Below are 18,523 nucleotides of genomic sequence, written 5' to 3'. Positions count from 1 at the left end.
GGGTCCGAGGTCGGTTTGGCCCGGCAGGAGTCCCCGCATCGGGGCGAGCGGCTGATGGCGATGGCCCGGATCCTGGTCTCCGATATGCCGTGCACGCTGGCGGCCCTGGAATCGGGGCGGCTGTCGGAGCATCGGGTAGAGCTGATCACCAAGGAAGCGGCGTGCCTGTCTGTGTTCCGTCGCCAGCTGCTCGACGCCGAATTGTGCGCCGACCCCGCCACCGTCGACGGTGTGGGGGATGCCGAGATCGCGGCCGAAGCCAGGCGGATCGCCTACCGGCTCGATCAGCAGGCCGTGCTCGAACGGGCGCGGCAGGCACCGGCGACGCGGCACGTGAAGTGCCGGCCCGCCCGCGACGGCATGGCCACAGTGAGCGTGTTGCTGCCCGCGCACGAGGGCCGGGCGGTGCATCAGGCCTTGTCCGACGGGGCGGCCGCGACATTGGCGTCGACGCTGCCGGGGACGTCGGTGCCGGCTGGGCTGGGTCGTACCCATGGCCAGATCATGGCCGACCTGGTGGTTGAGCGGGTCACCGGACGTAATCCGGTCGAGGCGCCGGTGTCAGTGACGGTGAACCTGGTGCTCTCTGATGAAACGCTGCTCGCCGGCGGTGCGGAACCCGCTCACCTGGACGGGTACGGGCCGATCCCGGCGGAGTTGGCCCGGCATTTGGTGCTGGCCGCCGAAGCCGACCCGCAGGCGGCCGCGGCGGTGCGGCGGCTGTATGCCCAGCCGGGTACCAACAAGTTGGTCGCGATGGAATCGACGGCGCGGACCTTCCCGAAGGGACTGGCGCGGTTCATCGCTCTGCGGGACCAGATCTGCCGGACCCCGTACTGCAACGCCCGCATCCGGCACACCGACCACGTCAAGCCGCACCACCACGATGGGCCCACCAGCGTGCACAACGGTCAAGGCCTCTGCGAGCACTGCAATTACGTCAAAGAAGAACCCGGCTGGCACGCGGCTACCACCTATGACAGACACGGTCGCCACACCGTAAAGCTGACGACTCCGACCGGCGCCGTCTATACCTCGACCGCACCACCCGGGCCCGAAGGGCTACGCATCTTCACGCGCGACGTGTACATCGCGCGGATCAACCCCGCGGCCTAATGACACGTTCGTGACCGTCGCTCGCGCTGCCGTACTAGCGTCAGGGACCGGCGGTTCACATCTGAGGGGGTAAGCGTAATGCGGGTGCTGGTTACCGGAGGTACCGGATTTGTCGGCGGTTGGAGCGCGAAAGCCATTGCAGACAAGGGGCATTCGGTCCGATTCCTGGTGCGCAACGCGGCCCGGCTGCAGACGAGCGTGGCCAAGTTGGGTGTCGATGTCTCTGATCACGTGGTCGGTGACATCACCGACCGTGACTCGGTGCTGCGTGCGCTGGACGGCTGCGACGCCGTCCTGCACGCGGCGGCGCTGGTCGCCACCGACCCGAACCAGACGGCGCAGATGCTGAGCACCAACATGGACGGTGCGCGCAACGTGCTGGGCGGCGCCGTCGAACTGGGCCTGGACCCGATCATCCACGTGTCGAGCATTACCGCGTTGTTCAACCCCGACGTCGACAAGCTGGAGGCCGACCTGCCGGTGTTCGGCGGCACCGACGGCTATGGACGGTCGAAGGCGCAGGTCGAGATCTACGCCCGCGGGATGCAGGACGCCGGCGCACCCGTGAACATCACCTACCCCGGCATGGTCATGGGCCCGCCGGTCGGCAACCAGTTCGGTGAGGCCGGCGAGGGCGTGGCCCAAGCACTTCAACTCGGGGCGATTCCCGGTCGAAGCGCGGCGTGGACGGTGGTCGACGGTCGCGACCTGGCCGACCTGCACGCGGCCTTGTTGGAGCCGGGCAAGGGTCCCCGCCGCTACATGGCCGGCGGCCACCGCATACCGGTGGATGAGCTGGCGCGGCTGCTGACCGAGGTCGGCGACAAGACCATGCTGTCCGTGCCGGTCCCCGACACCGTCCTGCGGATGGCCGGCCAGGTGCTCGATCGGCTGGGGCCGTTCCTGCCGTTCCAGACACCGTTCACCGAAGCCGGCATGCAGTACTACACGCAGATGCCGGCATCGGACGACACACCGAGCGAACGCGATCTCGGTGTCACCTACCGTGATCCGCGAATCACCTTGGCCGATACCGTCGCCGGCCTTCGCAACCTCGACCGCTGAGGCGAAAGATGTCTGCGGTCAAGCAATTTCAAGTCACGTTCGACTGCGTGGTACCCGAGCGCGTCGCGCGGTTCTGGTGCGATGTGCTCGGCTACGTCGTGCCGCCGCCACCGCCGGGGTTCGCGTCGTGGGCCGATTTCGACCGGTCACTGCCACCCGAACACCAGGGCTCGAAGTTCGCCTGCGTCGATCCCACAGGTGTCGGTCCGCGCCTGTTCTTCCAGCGCGTGCCCGAAGGCAAGGTAGTGAAGAACCGGGTTCACCTGGACGTACGTGTGAGCCCCGGATCGGTCGGGGCAGAGCGCCTGGCGGCGCTCGAGGCTGAGTGCGACCGGCTGGTCGCGCTCGGTGCGGTCCGGGTGCGGTTGCTTCCCGCTGACGACATCAACGAGTCGTGCATCGTCATGCAGGACGTGGAGGGCAACGAGTTCTGCCTCGACTGACCGCGGTCGCTCATTCAGCGATTGCCAGGAACTGCTGATAGCTTGCGGGCCGTGTCCGTGCTGAACCGAAGAGCCTTCTTGGCCGGCCTCGGGGCAGCCATCACCATTCCGCCTGTCGTGGCGACCATCGAGGTGGCGCGTACGGCGCTGTCCACCGCATTGACTGCGCCCCACACCGCCGCTGCCTCGGCGCCGCACCCGCCGGAGTTGCTGGGTGCACCCGGCGCGGCCCGACCACCGCTGCTGCCTCCGCCACCGGCCGCCGCCCGCGTCGCGTTGCCCGGCAACGGCGTCCTGAGTGTTCTTCCCGGCCAAGGCGATCTGCTCGCCCTCACCGTCGACGACGGTGTCGACAGCAACGTCGTGCGGCTGTACACGCAGTTCGCGAAGGACACCGGCATCAGGCTGACGTTCTTCGTCAACGGCACCTATCGGTCCTGGACCGACAATGCACCCTTGTTGCGGCCGCTCGTCGAATCAGGCCAGATCCAGCTGGGCAACCACACCTGGTCGCATCCGGACCTCACGACGCAGTCGCCGGCACAGATCGCCGACCAGATCCAGCGCAACCATGCGTTCCTGTCCAACACGTTCGGGGTCGACGCGCGGCCGTATCTGCGGCCGCCCTACGGCCGGCACAACGCCGCCGTGCGGGCGGTGGCTGCCGACCTCGGCTACACCCTCACCACCATGTGGACGGGTTCCTTGGCCGACTCGACGGTCATCACCGAGGACTACATCGTGAAGATGGCCGACACACATTTCCGGCCGCAGAACATCGTCCTCGGCCATCTCAACCATGCTCCGGTGACGCACGTCTTCGATCGCCTGGCCGACGTCGTCCGTAGCCGCAACCTCCGTACGGTCACGTTCGACGACGTCTTTCTCCCCAGCCACTCGACGCATTAGCTGCGCCGGCCGGTTCAAGGGCGTACATGTTGTGGGACTGGAATGTGACGACGAAGAAGGGTGCCAAGGTGAGGCAACGGTTAGCGATCGGTGCGGCGGGCACAGCGGTGGTCATCGGGTTCGTCGGTGTCGGCTGCACCGGTGAGAAACCGTTCACCGGGACAACGAGCCCGGGCGACAGTTCGGTGAGTAGCTCGACCAGCAGCACCGCCAAGACGACGTCGTCGTCGACGTCCAGCGCGGCGGCTTCGCCCAGCGAATCCGCCAGCGGCAATCCGCCGCCAGGTCAGGCCGAGGTGACCGTTGACGGTGTACGACAGAACATCACCGGCAACGTGGTCTGTACCAACGCGGTCGGCAACTTCAATATCGCGATAGGCCAAAAGGTTTCAGGGGTGGCGGTGGCATTGACGCCGGACGCCAAGACCGTGCATTCGGTGATCCTCGGCAACGTCAATGGCGTCATCCTCGGCTATCAGCAAGGCATGTCCGGTGGTGAGGCCACGGCGTCCAAAGACGGAGATACGTACATCATCAGCGGTAGCGCCACCGGGGTGACGGCAGCGCTACCGCCCGTGATGGTGACCAAGCCCTTCGAGGTCCGGGTCACCTGCAAATGAGGATCAGGCCGCTATCTGGGTGACGTTTAGGTGCTTGTGCGGCTCGGGGCGCGGTCGCGCCATCATCGAGTGGGACCTGCCGTAGGCGAAGTAGAGGACCACGCCGATCGCCATCCAGATCAGGAATCGCAACCAGGTCTCGACCTCGAGGTTGAGCATCAGCCACAGGCATGACAGCGCAGCCAGGATCGGGACCACCGGCACGAGGGGCACGCGGAAGCCGCGCTTGAGATCGGGTCGGGTCCGGCGCAGGACAGGAATGCCGATCGCAACGAGGATGAATGCGACGAGCGTGCCGATGTTGACCATGCCGGCGAGAGTGCCGAAGTCGACGAACGCCGCGAGCACCGCGCAGACGACGCCCACGATGACCGTCAGTCGCACGGGGGTGCCGTGCTTGCCGGTGTGTGCGAGGCGGCGGGGGAGCAGACCGTCGCGGGACATCGCGAACAGGACGCGGGTCTGGCCGAGGAACATCACCATGACGACGGTCGACAGGCCGGCCAGCGCGCCGATGGAGATGATGTTCTTGGTCCACGTCGCGCCGTGGATGGCGAACGCGGTTGCCAGGGTGGCATTTTCGCCCTGCAGTTGTTTGTACGACACCATGCCGGTGAGCACGAACGACACCGCGACGTAGCAGACGGTGACGATGGCCAGCGCGCCGAAGATGCCGCGGGGTACATCGCGCTGCGGGTTGCGGGTTTCTTCCGCGGCGGTGGCGACCACATCGAAGCCGATGAAGGCGAAGAACGCGATGCTGGCCGCTGTCAGCAGGCCCAGCCAGCCGAAGCTGGTGCCGCCAGTTCCGGTGAGCCAGGCCAACATCGACTGGTGCACACCGTCGGCCTTCGCCGACGGCTCTGCCGCCGGGATGAAGGGGGTGAGGTTCGACGCCTTGAAGTAGGTGGCACCGACGACGAGGATCAGCACGATCACCGCGAGCTTGATCGCCACGGCGACGGCAGACACCCGAGACGACAGTTTGGTTCCGGTGGCCAGCAGGACGCCGACGATCGCGATGATCACCAGTGCGCCCCAGTCGAACTTGATGGACCCGAGGTGCACGACGGGCGACACTGCTCCGCCGAGTACCTCACCGAGATACTGCGACCAGCCTTTGGCGACAACGGCTACCGCGAGCGCGAACTCGAGAATCAGGTCCCAGCCGATGATCCATGCGACGAGCTCACCGAAGGTGGCGTAGGCGTAGGTGTAGGCGCTGCCGGCGACGGGCACAGTCGAGGCGAACTCGGCATAGCACAGTGCGGTGAGCCCGCACGTGATCGCCGCGATGACGAACGCGACCGAAACGGCCGGCCCTGCCATGTTGCCCGCGGTCTGAGCGGTAAGGGTGAAGATTCCGGCGCCGATGACGACGGCAACGCCGAAAACAGTGAGATCCCTTGCCGTCAGGTCTTTGCGGAGCTTCGAGTCGGGTTCATCGGTGTCCCGGATCGACTGCTCGACTGACTTGGTGCGGAAAAGCCCGCCGCCGGCGCCCATCAGATGGCCCCGTCGAGCCGCTGTTCGGCGAACAGGTTTGCGGCGGCACCGATGCTGATGCCCGCTTCGCGCGCGGTAGCGATGATGTCGCGGCACCGGTCGAAGATGCGGGTCACGTCGGCTTCGACGGCCGCGCGGTCCGCGCCGTGCAATTCACCGGCGACCTGGATGAGGCCGCCGGCGTTGGCCACGAAGTCAGGTACCCAGGTGATGCCGCGACGGCCGAGCAGCAGCTCGACGTCCGGTGTCGCGAGCTGGTTGTTCGCGGCACCGCAGACCAGCTTCGCCTCGATGGTTTCAGCGCTCATAGGCGTCAGAGTAGCCCCGAGGGCACAGGGAGCATAGACATCGACCGGGGCGTCGGCAACCGAATTGAGGACGCGCACAGACGGGTGGTCGTTCGAGACGCGCTGCAGCGCCGCGTCGTTCATATCGGTGGCGTACACGTCGGCTCCGTCGGCAAGCAGCAGTGCGATGAGTTCGCGGCCCACCTTGCCCACGCCTTCGACGCCGACGGTCCGGCCGGCCAACGTCGGTGCACCCCAAACTGATTCGGCGCCCGCGCGCATGGCGTTGAACACGCCCAGCGCGGTCAGGCGGGCGCTGTCGCCGGAGCCGCCGGCCGCGGCGCTGCGGCCGGTGACGTGCTGGGTGTACTTGCCCATGACGTCCAGGTCGTCGGTGTTGGTGCCGACGTCACCGGCGGTGACGTACCGTCCGCCCAGGGTGTTGACGTAGCGCGCGAACGCGGCGAAGAGCGCTTCGCTCTTGTCGCTGGTGGGGTCGCCGATGATGACGGACTTGCCGCCGCCCAGGTTCACCCCGGCCGCTGCGGCTTTGTACGACATACCCCACGACAGCCGCAGAACGTCCTCGAGCGCCTCGAATTCGTCGGCGTACGGGTACATGCGGCAGCCACCGAGTGCCGGACCCAGTGCCGTCGAGTGGATGGCGATGATGGCCTTGAGGCCGGACTCGGCGTCTTCACAGAACACGACCTGCTCGTGGCTACGCGAGCTCAGCCTGTGCGAGCGATCGAAGACTCCGGCAGGGGTGGACACCGATGAGGTGGACACAGAAGTCACTGCTACTTCCTTTCTGGTACCGCATGTTTGGCGGCATGGGGTGACACTGCCGCGGAGCGGCATGGATTGCACTGCTGCATGTTCGGCGGCAGGACAGATGTGGAGAGGTGGGCGCTCAGGCCGTGATGCCGAGGTCTCGCAGGCGCGCCCAGTACAGCTCGACGTTGCCGAGCTTGACCTCCTCGTAGCCCCGCACGATGTCGGGCAACCCGGCGGCTTCGACGGCCGTCGCGTAGGTGGCGGTGGTCAGCTCGGCGGCGAGCCGGAGCACCATGTCCGTGTAGTGAGACAGCAACTGCCGCTCCACTTTCCGGACGTGGGCGTAGCCAAACGGATCGAGCTTGGTGCCGCGCAACACCTTGGCCTTGGCGAGCAGCTTCAGTGCCACATGCGATTTCGGCCCGAAACCGACCTTCTTCGCGCGGCCCATCGCCCGCAGGGCGGGCGGATGCAACCGATAGGTGAGGTTCTCGCCGCCGGGCACCTGCGCCTGCACGTCGGCGAGGAAGGCCGGGTCAACCAACAGCCGCGCGACCTCGTACTCGTCCTTGTAGGCGGTGACCTTGTGCAGCCCGCGCGCGACGGCCTCGCTGAACGCGGTGTTCTCGGTGATGGTGCGCTCCGACTGCCAGACGGCCTGGACCGTGTCGACGTAGCGCCGGGCAACTTTCGCGTTCTGGTAGCGCACCAGCTCGCCGGCCCGCAGCTCGACCAGCCGGCGAACCTCGCCGTCGAAGGTGGTGCTGGCCAACAGTTCCGGGCTCGTGACCGCCGGCACCGCCTTCGGCCGTGCTGCGTCGACCGCGGCGGCGAACGCTGCCGGATCGGCGACCGCGACACGGCCCCAGCGGAAGGCCGCGACATTGGCGGCGACCGCGACACCATTGATGCCGATGGCCTCTTCGATGCTGGCCTCGGGCAGTCGCAGGCCACCGCTCTGGAAGGCGGCGCCGACGACGAGGAAGTTGGCCGCGGCAGTGTTGCCGAACAAGGCCTCGGCAGCGGCGAGTGCGTCGAAGTGGGTCAGCGTTCGCGTGGTCACCGTGAGCCGCTCCAGCAGTGACCGGGTCTGCGGATACGCGACGGACTTGTCGTACACCATGTCACCGGTCGGGGTCTGGCTCGTCGAGGCAACGGCGATGGTGCGTTCGGCACTGCCGTAGGCCAGGTTCCGGTTGTCGGTCGCAGTCAGCAGGTCGACCGCGATGATGCAATCGGCGCTGCCGGAGGTGAGCCGGTTGGACGGCTCCAGCGCGGTGGTCGAGAACCGCAGGTGCGACACCACCGGTCCGGCCTTCTGGCTCAGGCCGATCTGGTCGAGGCTCTCCACCTCGTAGCCCGCGCGCAGGGCGGCGGTGGCGAGGACCTGGTTGACTGTGACGATCCCGGTGCCACCGATGCCGGCCAGCAGGACGTTCTGGGTGCCGGTGGGGGCGCCGAGGCCCGGATCCGTGACCCGCGGCGGCTCTGCCGCCTTAGGCCGGGATGCCTTGCGACCCTTCTTCTCTGGGGTCAGTTCAACCGTCACGAACGACGGGCAGTCGCCATCGAGGCACGTGTAGTCGGTGTTGCACGACGTCTGGTCGATGCGCGTCTTGCGTCCGAACTCGGTGTCGACCGGCTGTACCGACAGGCAGTTCGATTTGGTGCCGCAGTCACCGCAGCCTTCGCACACGGCCTCGTTGATCACCACGCGCGTGTTGCGGGTGGGTAGCGTGCCGCGCTTGCGCTGACGGCGCGCGTCGGCAGCGCAATGCTGGTCGTAGATGAGTACGGTGACGCCCGGGATCTCGCGCAGCACCTTCTGTGCTTCGTCGAGTCGGTCGCGGTGCCACAGCAGCGTGCCCTTGGCGAGTGCTTTCTTGTTGTGCCGCTTGGGTTCATCGGCGCAGATGATGATCTGCTTGACGCCTTCGGTGGTCAGCTTGTGGGTGAGCCCCGCGACGCCGAGTCCGCCTTCGACGTCCTGGGCGCCGGTCATGGCGACGACTTCGTTGTAGAGCAGCTTGTAGGTGATGTTGACGCCGGCGGCGATGCAGGCCTGCACCGCGAGCTGTCCGGAGTGGAAGAAGGTGCCGTCTCCGACGTTCTGGAACAGGTGCGGCACATCGGTGAACGGGGCCTGCCCGATCCACTGGCTGCCCTCGCCGCCCATCTGTGTCAGGCCGACCACGGCGCTGTCGCTGCGGCCCGACATGGTGACCAGGGTGTGGCAACCGATGCCGCCGCCGCCGATCGAGCCCTCGGGGATCGCGGTGGAGCGGTTGTGCGGGCAGCCGCTGCAGAAGTACGCGGTTCGCTTGGCGGACAACACTTCCAGCGACAGGGCGGGCGGCGGCGTGCGCTTCAGCTCGACGTGATCACGCAGTACCCGGCGCAGCGGGGCGAGCACACGGGCGGCGGTCAGCTCGCCACCGAGCGGGAACAGTGGTGCCCCGGCGGCATCGTGCTTGCCGATGATCTGTGGGGCGTCGGCGGTGCCGTACAGGATTTCGCGGACCTGGGTTTCGATGAACGCTGTCTTGTCCTCGACGACGATCACCTGCTCGAGGCCGCGCGCGAATTCTGTGACCGACTGCCGGCCCACTGGATACGGCATTCCGATGCGCAGCAAGCGGATTCCCGCACGGTGCAGTGCCGCGTCGTCGACACCGAGGTCGAGCAGTGCCTGACGGACGGCGTCGAAGGTGGTGCCGGTGGCCGCGATGCCGACCTTCGCGCGGACGGGGTCCACCTCGAGTACATCGAGGGCGTTGACGTCACCGAAGGCGCGGACGGTCGCCCAGCGCGGGCCGTAGAGGTCGGCCTCGGCGAGCAGGCTGTCGGCGGGTGCGGCCATCGGACGCTGGCGATAGGTGAACGGCTTTCCGTCCCAGAGGATTTCGGGTGTGATGATCGCGAGATCGGCCACGTCGGCGTCGACGGTCCAGGCGCCGTCAGCGACGTCGGCGACGATCTTCATCGCCACGACGCAGCCCGAGGCCCGCGACAACGCGACGCCCTGCATGCCCATGGTGATGATCTCTTCGGCGTTGCGCGGGAACAGAACCGGGATGCCGAGGGCCGCGAGGGACCGCTCGCTGACGGCGGGGACGGTCGACGACTTGGATGCCGGATCGTCGCCGACCAGCAGCAGGACTCCGCCGCGGGGGTTGACGCCGTACATGTTGGCGTGACGCAGTGCGTCGGTGGCGCGGTCGACGCCCGGCCCCTTGCCGTACCAGACGCCGATGACGCCGTCGTGGGTCGCTTTTCCGGCGGGGAGGTCGGTCTGGCTGCCCCAGACCGCGGTGGCGGCGAGTTCCTCGTTGAAGCCGGGGGTGAAGACGACGTCGTGCTCGATCAGCACACTCGGCATGCCCAGCAGCATCTTGTCGACACCGCCGAGGGGGCTGCCCTGGTAGCCGGAAACGAAGGTCGCGACGCGGCGGCCTGCGCGGAGGTCGCGGACGTGCTGCTCGACCATCATCCGGGCGATCGCCTGCACTCCGGTGAGCAGGACGGGGCCGGCGCCGGAGCGGTAGCGGTCGTCGAGGTCGTAGGGCGCGGCGGGTTCCACCGCGGTGAATTCGGATCGGGACAGAACGCTGGTCACTGACAACCTCCACACTTGTCACAACTCAGATCGTGAGCTGCAAAGCGAGAACTAAATGCAATCGGTGCAGCGAAATGTGCTCCGATATGCGTTCTGCGTCAACAGTGGGCGGAAATGTTGATCAAACTGCTCAATTGTGACGTGGCGCACTGTGACGCACGCATCATTTTGCTCGACGCCCCGTCACGTACTGCACAAGGGGAAGCGATCGGTATTCGACCGGAGTCGCCATCGCCAGCATCGTCTCGGAGTGCTTGACCCCGTCGATCCGGTGCACCCGTTGGATGACGCTCAGCAGTTCCTCCTGCGTCTGCGCCGCGATCCGGACCAGCAGATCCGCCCGCCCGGTCGTGGCGTGGACCTCCAGCACATGCGGCACATCCCGCAACGCCTCGATGATCGCGTCCATCTTGGTCTGGTCCGTCTCGACGAAGACCAGAGCGTGCACGGCAAAGCCGAGCTCGGACAGATTGATGTTCGGCGGATAGCCACGGACCAGACCGGACTCCTCGAGCCGCTTCATCCGCGCTTGCACGGTGTTGCGGGCGACCTTCAGCCGCGATGCCAGCTCAAGGATCGGGGTGCGCGGGTCGGTCGCCAGCGCCGACAGCAGCGCCGAATCGAGTGCGTCGATCTTGATGGCCATGCGGCATCTTCCCACGGCGAACTCCGCGGTTTACCCCGATTCGGCGACGGTCACCTGCGCTTCGCACCGGACGTCGAAGTTGACGGAATTGGCGATGAAACACAGGTGATGGGCCCGCTCGTGGACATCAGCGAGAGCGTCGCGGTGCAGGCCGTCGGCGATCTCGACGACAGGCCGCAACACCACCTCGGTGAAATACCCACCACCGTCCGGGGTTTGGGCCATCGTGCCTGACGGGTGGTCCGTGTAGCCGGTGACGACGATGCCCTCCTGCGAACACAGGGCCAGGACCCACAGCATGTGACACTGCGACAAGGAGGCCACGAGAAGTTCCTCGGGGTTCCAGCGTTGCGGATCGCCGCGGAAGGCGGGGTCAGCGGTACCGGTGATGGTGGGCTTGCCGTCGGCGCTGACGTCGTGCGCGCGGTCGTACTCGCGGTAACCGGAGGTTCCCGTACCGGTGTTGCCGGTCCACGTTACGTCTAGCTCGTAGTGGTGCGTCTTCGCCATGGCGGGGAACCTCTTTCGTCGCTGCGGTCACGTGCCTCAGTTCTAGCGCACGGACCGTACGTCAGTGCTGATGACTTCCGCTGTCACCCTTCGCCTTGGGGGTCGATCCGTCATGGCCGGCCGCGCCGTCGCGACTGGTGTGGTCATCGCTCTTCGCCGTGCGCTTGGCCTTTGTGGCGGCCGCGCTCGCCGGGGCGGCCTGCGCGTCGGTGGCATCCGTCGCCTTGTCCGCTGCGGACGCCTTCGGCTTGGTCGGTGCGGCAGTCGATTTCGGTGCCGTGCCGGTGTCGGCACCTCGCTTGACCGCGGATTTGCGATCCGAGACCGGCGAATCTTCGTGCTTCTCTGTGGATTTTGGTCCATTCGAAGCGTGCTTGCTCGAGACGTCGGCCTGCGTTCCCGATTGCGGCTGATCACCATCGTCGGCAGCCTTTCGCGGCGCGGCCGTGGAGGTTTTCACACCGGTCAGGGCAGGAGTGACGGCGGCAGCGATCGTCTTCGTGGCGGCCTGCGACGCGGCAGAGGTTGACGTGGCGGCGGTCGCTGTTGCGCTCGAAGAGGCCGGCCGCGGAGCGTGCGCGAGGACGTTCGCCAACGTCTGGACCGATGACACGACGTTTCCGACCGCCGTCAGCGGGTTCTGCCCGCTGAGTACCGTGCCCAGGCCTGTGGTCGACAGAGTGGCAACGGCGTAATAAACGCCGACTGCTGCCTGCGCCACCCGGACCACATAAATCACCGGGGTCAGTGGTGCGAGGTGGGGCGCGAGGGTAGCAGTGACGGTCTGCGTCGCACTCGCGGCAGCCGAACCTACCGCCCCGATCCCACCGACCAACTGCTGAACCTGCGGCGACGACGAGGCGCCGGGAAATGCCGTGACCGCGCCGACCAGATTCTGCAGGTGGGTCGCGGTCGACGTGACCTTCTGCACGGCCTCGTATTTGCCGGTGCTGGGATCAACTTGCGCACTCAGCACCAGCAAAGGGAAGTCCGGTGTCTGCCAATAGATTACGTCGGTCGCGACGGCTTGGGCGGCACCTCCGACGTTGCCGAGGTACTGAATCGGATTGAAAGCGGCATCGAACGCTGCGGCCGTGAGTGCGTACCGGTACTCGGCGCTGCGCACCGGTGTCGCGTGCGCAGGCGGGACAACGGGAGCGACAGTGGCGACCACGACGACAGCCGAGCACAGCACCGACACCGTCGTTACCTGGGACTTGACCCCCATACGAATAACCTCCTCTATTCCCCGCCGCGGCGAGATTTCTGAAAACCGAACCCCCGCTGAGGCTTCGGTGCCTTCTCTTTGCCTTCTTTGGCGCTGCCGGATTCTTTGGCGCCGGCAGACTCTTTGGCGCTGCCGGACTCTTTGGCACCGCCAACTGGTTTCGCCGTCGGCACCGTAGTTGCGTCCTTGGCGGTCGACGTTTCAGTGCTCTGACGTGGCGCCTGGGTTGGCTTACCCAGTGCCTTTGACGCCAGCGCGACGATCACCGGCGGCCGAAGGTCGGGTGCCTTCCGTTGTGGCGGGGTAGTGGCATCGCGTGGCGCGATCTGTGGGCGGCGCGTGTAGGCGCCGTCGATCTGTGGTCGGAGCAAGGCGTCGATGAGGGACGTGTTCAGTCCCATGTCGCGCAGCGGTTGAGTGAGTGGCAGTCCGGCGGTGCGCACGACGTAATGCGTCGTGGTGCCGCCCGTGGCGTTGGTACGAACCGTCGCGAGGGTGCCTGGTGTCATCGGGTTGGCGGGTGACCCGTAGTCGGGGTGCACGTATCCGATACCCATCACCGCGTTCAGGACGGCCAGGCGCGTTGGCTTGTCGGGCCAGTCCGAGAAACCGTCGTACTCGCGGACGATTTCGGTGGTGGGGTAGCGGGATGCCAAAGGCACGTTCGGCGCGAACAGCTGCAGTGCCGGATTCTTGGTGGTGATGCCGCCGGTGCTGTTCTGCGGGTCGCCGAAGGTCACGAATTGCAGGTTGTCCGGAGCACGCCGTCCCAGCGAATCCAGCAGTGAGCGCGCAAGTTTCACGTAGTTCAGCACGATGGCGCCTTGGCTGACTCCGGCGAGCGTGACGGCGGAGCCCTTGGGAACCGTGGAGAGGGTGGCGTCCACCTTGGCGGAGCCGATGACGGCGTCCGCTCCGAACAGCAATCCGGCGGGATACCCGATGCCAGTGATGGCACCGGTGGATTTCAGGTATCCGCCGGCCAGTCCGAGGGCTTCCTGCGCGGTCGGCGTCACGTCGCACAGGCAGGTGCCCTGCAGGTAGAAGGCGACATCCTCAGTGGTTTTGCTCGATGCGGCCGCGGACGGGTGCACACTGACCGACGCGCATAGCGCGACCACGAAACCTATTGCGCTGCAGCGGTTCAAACCGGCCATGGGGCAGCTCCAATCTGTACGCGAGGAGAGGGATTGTGATGGATCCGCGGAGCGTCACTACTCGAGCGACGATGCCGCTGTGGTGACGTACTCAGGAATTTCGCTGAAGGTCAGCGACGGTGATGGCGGCATTGAGCGGAAGATTCTCGCCGACGCGTATGAGATGCCCTGCCGTCCCCGACTACCCCCGTTTGTTGCCTCCGTACAACATTGACCCGGCGAAATTAACACCCTTGCAGCATCTGCGCTTGTCATGAGACGCAGGTCACCGCCACGTGGCGCGCCTGGTCAGTGCCGGAACACGACCCAGCGCATCGCCGCGTACATGTAGACCGCCTCGCAGCTGCCGGCGACGATCCGGGCGACGTGGTACTCGACGCCCAGGGCCGACAATCCCGTCGAGACACCGAGGATGAACGCCAGATAGTTCACCGCGACCACGACGACGTATACGGCGAGCTGCGGGCCGACCGCGCTGTGCGAGCTGAAGTTGAAGGTCCGGTTCAGGACGTAGCTGAGCCCGAACGCGCACACGTACGACCCCGTAACCGCCACCGCCAGCGGCAGGCCCAACCCGTCGCGCAGTCCGGTGAGCAACAGCAGATCGACCGCGAATGTGCAGCCATTGATCAGTGCGAAACCCAGAAACGTCGGAGCTACAATCGATTTGAGGCCGAAGGGCAAGCGACTGACGACCAGTTCGCAGGCTCGGTGGAATCGGTCGACGGCACGTTGCAGCCCGCTCGGCGACTCGACGGTCACGCGGGCACTGTGTCATGAGCCGGCATCGACCAGGTAGCCGCGAGGCGAACTCTGCGGTTCGCCTCGAGCGGCGTCACGTAATGTCCACAACGATGAGCGCCAGGCCGAGGAACGCGACGAGATGAGCCTGGCGACAATCGCCCAGGCGGTCGCCACGTTCGCCGCCACCAACGTCGATGACCTCGTGGTGCTCGCGGTGTTCTTCGGCCAAGCGCGTGGTCATCGAAGCGCGGCGATGCGGGTGATTGCCGGCCAGTACCTCGGCTTCACCGCCATCGTGGTGGTCTCGATATGCGCAGCCCTTGCCGGTGCCGCGCTGCTGCCGACCGCCGTCCTGCCCTACCTCGGGCTGCTACCAATCATGTTGGGGCTCAAGGCCGCATGGGATGCCTGGCAGAGCCGGGGCACCGAACCGTCGGAAACCGAAGGTGGGGCGGCGTCATCGGCGCCGGGAATCTGGCAGGTCGCCGGCGTGACCTTCGCCAACGGCGGCGACAACGTCGGTGTCTACGTGCCGATGTTCGCGGTCGCCACTGCCGGCACGGTCGCGTTGTACGTCACGGTGTTCCTGATCGGGGTCGGAGTGTGGTGTGCCGCCGGCGGATATCTCGCTTCCCACCCGATCGTCGCGCGCACATTCTCCAGGTGGGGTCACGTCATCCTGCCGGTCGTGCTCATTGCCGTCGGGACCACGATCCTCGTAGAGGGTGGCGTGTTCGCACGGTGAGGCCCCGTGGGTGCGGTGAAATCCATCGGCAGGCGTCCGAATCGGAGTTCACGAATTACTGCCCTGATGTTTGCCAGTTCTCCACCGGTACGGGGTGTATCTGTTATTAGCTATGCCGATGAAGTGGAAGAGCATTCTGCCCGCAGCGCCCGTCGTCGGTGTGGCTGCGCTTGCTGTCTACGACCTCACCCAGAAGCCTCACGCCCTCCTGCGCAACTATCCGGTGCTCGGGCACCTCCGATACCTGCTCGAGGAGATGGGCCCTGAGCTCCGCCAGTACATCGTGACGAGCAACGACGAGGAGCGCCCGTTCAGCCGCAACCAGCGGCGCTGGATCTACGCGTCGTCGAAGATGCAGAACAACTATTACGGCTTCGGCACCGACAACAATGTGGAGTACACACCCGGCTACCCGATCATCAAACACCGGACGTTCGCCGCGGTCTCACATTCGTCAGACCGGCCCGGTAGCCCTGTCCCGTCGGCGAAGATCCTGGGCGGACCACGTGGTCGCGCCAAGGCCTTTCGGCCGCAATCAGTGGTGAACGTGTCGGCGATGAGCTTCGGCTCGATGTCGGCGAAGGCCATCGAAGCGATCAACAAGGGCGCGGCGATTGCCGGTTCGATGCACAACACCGGCGAAGGAGGACTGTCGCCCTATCACCGCAACGGCGGCGACCTCATCGTCCAGATCGGCACCGCCTACTTCGGGTGCCGCGATGAGCATGGTCGTTTCGACATCAACAAGCTGAAAGATGTGGTCCACTCCGGTCCGGTCAAGGCCATCGAGATCAAGCTGAGTCAGGGCGCAAAGCCGGGCCTCGGCGGCATGCTCCCGGGCGCGAAAGTCACCGCCGAGATCGCGACCATCCGTGGCATCCCGGTAGGTGTCGATTGCAAGAGTCCGTCCCGGCACACCGAATTCCATGACATCGACAGCATGCTCGACTGGGTCGAATTCGTCGCATCAGAAACGGGATTGCCGGTCGGCATCAAGTCCGCGGTCGGCAACATGGACTTCTGGGACGAGCTGGTGGAGCACATGGCCGACGGTCAACGTGGGGTCGATTTCGTCACGGTGGACGGGGGCGAGGGCGGCACCGGCGCCGCGCCGCTGATCTTCAGTGAGTCGGTGGCCTACCCGTTCCGGATCGGGTTTTCCGAGGTGTACAAACGCTTTGCCGCGGCAGGGATCAGCGACCGCGTGACATTCATCGGATCGGGCAAGCTCGGGTTGCCCGACAACGCCGTTGTCGCCTTTGCGCTCGGTGCCGACATGGTCAATGTCGGTCGGGAGATCATGCTCTCGATCGGCTGCATCCAATCCCAGAAATGCCACACCGATTCCTGCCCGACGGGAATCGCCACCCAAAATGCCTGGCTGGCAAGGGGACTCGACCCCACCTTGAAATCGGAGCGAGCAGCGAACTACCTCATGACACTGCGCCGAGATCTGCTGAAGGTATCGGAGGCCTGTGGTGTCGAGCATCCGGGCCTGATCTCGACCGACGACCTGGACATACTCGAGGGCGTCGGGTCGAAGACCCCATTGCGCGAAGTCTATGGGTACGAAAGAGGTTGGGGCGTACCGTCGCTGGCCGATCGGACCGCGATCGCCGAGTTGATGACAGCAGATCAGTAGACGCGCGACGATGTTCACCCGTTTCGCGGTCGAAGTCGCATGCGGTCAGTAAGTTCACCGGAGTGACCGGCAAACGACTGTCCCCGCTCGATTCGATGTTCCTGGCGGCCGAATCGCCCGAGACGATGATGCATGTCGCGGGACTGATGCAGTTCCGCCCGACATCGGGCGACGCGGGCGACATTCTGGATCAGCTGCGCGACGAAATCTACGGGTCGAACGAGATCGAACCCCCGTGGAACATGAAGCTGCAGACGCCGTGGTTCCTGCTCAATCCGCTGCAGCGGTGGGTCGAGGACACCAAGTTCGACGTCATGTATCACGTCCGGCGCTCTGCGTTGCCACGTCCGGGCGATCAGCGCGAGTTGGGAATCCTGATCTCCCGCTTGCATGCCCGCCAGTTGGACCTGACCCGGCCGCCATGGGAACTGCACATCATCGAGGGCCTGGACGACGGCAACGTCGCGTTGTACGTGAAGATGCACCACTCGCTCGTCGACGGCTACACCGCGATGAAGACGCTCATCCGGGCGATGTCGACCGACCCGGCCGATGCCGACACCCCGTTGTTCTTCCGGAACCCGGTGCCCAAGCGGGAACAGAAGAAAGACGAGAAGGACAGCGGCCTCATCCCCGACCTCGGCGGGCTACTGCGGTCCGTCACCTCGGAGTTGTCGACCATCATCGATCTGCCTGCCGCGTTTGCCAAGCTGGCAGTGACCGCGGTCAGCAAGAGCAATCCGCTCGTCGGGCCCGGCCAGGCGCCGCACACCATCTTCAACGGTCGGATCGGTCGAAGCCGCCGGTTCGCCACGCAGCAGTACGACATCGCGCGCTTGCGCGCCGTTGCCGCCGCCGCCGGCGCAACACTCAATGACGTGGCGCTCGCCATCTGCGGCGGCGGACTTCGTGACTACCTCCTGGGACTCGACGCCCTGCCCGAGAAGTCGCTGATTGCCATGCTGCCGGTCAACATTCGGCCGAAAGACGATCCCGGCGGCGGTAATGCCGTTGGCGCCATCCTCGCGACGCTCGGTACCGACATCGCCGACGCCCGCGAGCGCATCGAAGCGATCAGCGCGTCCACCCAGGCCGCCAAAGATCAGTTGTCGGGCATGACCAGCAACGCGATCCTCGCGTACACCGCCGCACTGATGGCACCGTTCCTCGTGCAGACAGGTGCGGCCACGGTGGGCGCACCGAAGGTGGCCCCGGCGTCCTACAACGTCATCCTGTCGAATGTGCCCGGCCCGGACTACCCGCTGTACTTCCGAGGCAATGAGCTGGTGTCCACGTTCCCGGTGTCGATTCCCGTCCACGGTGTCGGCCTGAACATCACGTGCCAAAGCTACTCGGGCACTTTGAATTTCGGCTTCACCGGCTGCCGCGACTCCATGCCGCACATGCAGAAGCTCGCCATCAAGACCGGTGAGGCATTGGCCACCTTGGAGAGCGCCTATGGCCTGGCGTGAAAACAGTATGTAAACGCAATTGACTCAAGTGCTGAAACGA

16 protein-coding genes are annotated in these 18,523 nt (G+C 65.9%); 8 read left to right on the top strand and 8 right to left on the bottom strand.

Annotated features, from left to right (window positions below; translation table 11 throughout):
- The 5 genes from TL10_RS21710 to TL10_RS21690 all read left to right on the top strand — a co-directional run.
- Positions 1 to 1,116, top strand: a 1,116-nt coding sequence (locus TL10_RS21710) for an HNH endonuclease (RefSeq protein WP_043987279.1), incomplete at its 5' end; no start/stop codon positions are given.
- 78 nt (positions 1,117 to 1,194) lie between these two features.
- Positions 1,195 to 2,181 carry an NAD-dependent epimerase/dehydratase family protein gene (locus TL10_RS21705; RefSeq protein WP_043397805.1) on the top strand — a complete coding sequence of 329 codons (987 nt, stop codon included), beginning with the start codon at positions 1,195 to 1,197 and terminating at the stop codon, positions 2,179 to 2,181.
- A gap of 8 nt (positions 2,182 to 2,189) precedes the next feature.
- Complete coding sequence (locus tag TL10_RS21700; RefSeq protein WP_043987258.1) at positions 2,190 to 2,624, top strand: VOC family protein; 435 nt, start codon at positions 2,190 to 2,192, stop codon at positions 2,622 to 2,624.
- Positions 2,625 to 2,684: 60 nt separating this feature from the next.
- Entirely contained in the window at positions 2,685 to 3,533 is an 849-nt protein-coding gene (locus tag TL10_RS21695) for a polysaccharide deacetylase family protein (RefSeq protein WP_043397998.1), read from the top strand.
- Positions 3,534 to 3,577: 44 nt separating this feature from the next.
- A complete protein-coding gene (locus TL10_RS21690) occupies positions 3,578 to 4,153 on the top strand; it encodes a lipoprotein LpqH (protein ID WP_234711511.1) in 576 nt (191 codons plus the stop codon).
- A gap of 3 nt (positions 4,154 to 4,156) precedes the next feature.
- Here the strand turns inward: TL10_RS21690 and TL10_RS21685 are convergent, their stop codons facing one another.
- The 8 genes from TL10_RS21685 to TL10_RS21650 all read right to left on the bottom strand — a co-directional run bounded on the left by TL10_RS21685 (position 4,157) and on the right by TL10_RS21650 (position 14,642).
- Positions 4,157 to 5,659, bottom strand: a complete 1,503-nt coding sequence (locus tag TL10_RS21685; protein ID WP_043397809.1) for an amino acid permease — start codon at positions 5,657 to 5,659, stop codon at positions 4,157 to 4,159.
- Positions 5,659 to 6,744 carry a Glu/Leu/Phe/Val dehydrogenase dimerization domain-containing protein gene (locus tag TL10_RS21680; protein WP_082068036.1) on the bottom strand — a complete coding sequence of 362 codons (1,086 nt, stop codon included), beginning with the start codon at positions 6,742 to 6,744 and terminating at the stop codon, positions 5,659 to 5,661. The genes TL10_RS21685 and TL10_RS21680 overlap by 1 nt, the downstream gene beginning before the upstream one ends.
- A gap of 115 nt (positions 6,745 to 6,859) precedes the next feature.
- Complete coding sequence (locus TL10_RS21675; protein ID WP_043987256.1) at positions 6,860 to 10,339, bottom strand: indolepyruvate ferredoxin oxidoreductase family protein; 3,480 nt, start codon at positions 10,337 to 10,339, stop codon at positions 6,860 to 6,862.
- Positions 10,340 to 10,502: 163 nt separating this feature from the next.
- The gene (locus TL10_RS21670; protein ID WP_043397814.1) at positions 10,503 to 10,985 is read right to left on the bottom strand and encodes an Lrp/AsnC family transcriptional regulator; all 483 of its coding nucleotides are present in this window, start codon (positions 10,983 to 10,985) and stop codon (positions 10,503 to 10,505) included.
- A gap of 30 nt (positions 10,986 to 11,015) precedes the next feature.
- Positions 11,016 to 11,495, bottom strand: a complete 480-nt coding sequence (locus tag TL10_RS21665) for an OsmC family protein (RefSeq protein ID WP_043397815.1) — start codon at positions 11,493 to 11,495, stop codon at positions 11,016 to 11,018.
- 61 nt (positions 11,496 to 11,556) lie between these two features.
- A complete protein-coding gene (locus tag TL10_RS21660; protein WP_043987254.1) occupies positions 11,557 to 12,723 on the bottom strand; it encodes a hypothetical protein in 1,167 nt (388 codons plus the stop codon).
- A gap of 14 nt (positions 12,724 to 12,737) precedes the next feature.
- A complete protein-coding gene (locus TL10_RS29755) occupies positions 12,738 to 13,880 on the bottom strand; it encodes a PE-PPE domain-containing protein (protein WP_082068035.1) in 1,143 nt (380 codons plus the stop codon).
- 288 nt (positions 13,881 to 14,168) lie between these two features.
- Positions 14,169 to 14,642: a GtrA family protein gene (locus TL10_RS21650; RefSeq protein ID WP_043397819.1), complete on the bottom strand. Its 474-nt coding sequence runs from the start codon at positions 14,640 to 14,642 to the stop codon at positions 14,169 to 14,171.
- A gap of 121 nt (positions 14,643 to 14,763) precedes the next feature.
- Here TL10_RS21650 and TL10_RS21645 point away from each other — a divergent pair, with 121 nt between their 5' ends.
- From TL10_RS21645 to TL10_RS21635, 3 genes are all read left to right on the top strand, one after another.
- Positions 14,764 to 15,369 (top strand): cadmium resistance transporter, encoded by a 606-nt coding sequence (locus TL10_RS21645; RefSeq protein WP_043397821.1) that lies wholly within the window; start codon positions 14,764 to 14,766, stop codon positions 15,367 to 15,369.
- A gap of 118 nt (positions 15,370 to 15,487) precedes the next feature.
- On the top strand, positions 15,488 to 17,011 hold the full coding sequence (locus TL10_RS21640; protein WP_043987275.1) for an FMN-binding glutamate synthase family protein: 1,524 nt from the start codon (positions 15,488 to 15,490) through the stop codon (positions 17,009 to 17,011).
- Positions 17,012 to 17,073: 62 nt separating this feature from the next.
- Positions 17,074 to 18,483, top strand: a complete 1,410-nt coding sequence (locus tag TL10_RS21635) for a WS/DGAT/MGAT family O-acyltransferase (protein WP_082068034.1) — start codon at positions 17,074 to 17,076, stop codon at positions 18,481 to 18,483.
- The last annotated feature ends 40 nt before the right edge of the window (positions 18,484 to 18,523 follow it).

It is taken from the genome of Mycolicibacterium llatzerense (genome assembly GCF_000878195.1).
Taxonomy (GTDB): domain Bacteria; phylum Actinomycetota; class Actinomycetes; order Mycobacteriales; family Mycobacteriaceae; genus Mycobacterium; species Mycobacterium llatzerense.
This window is presented reverse-complemented; position numbering and strand designations above follow the sequence as displayed.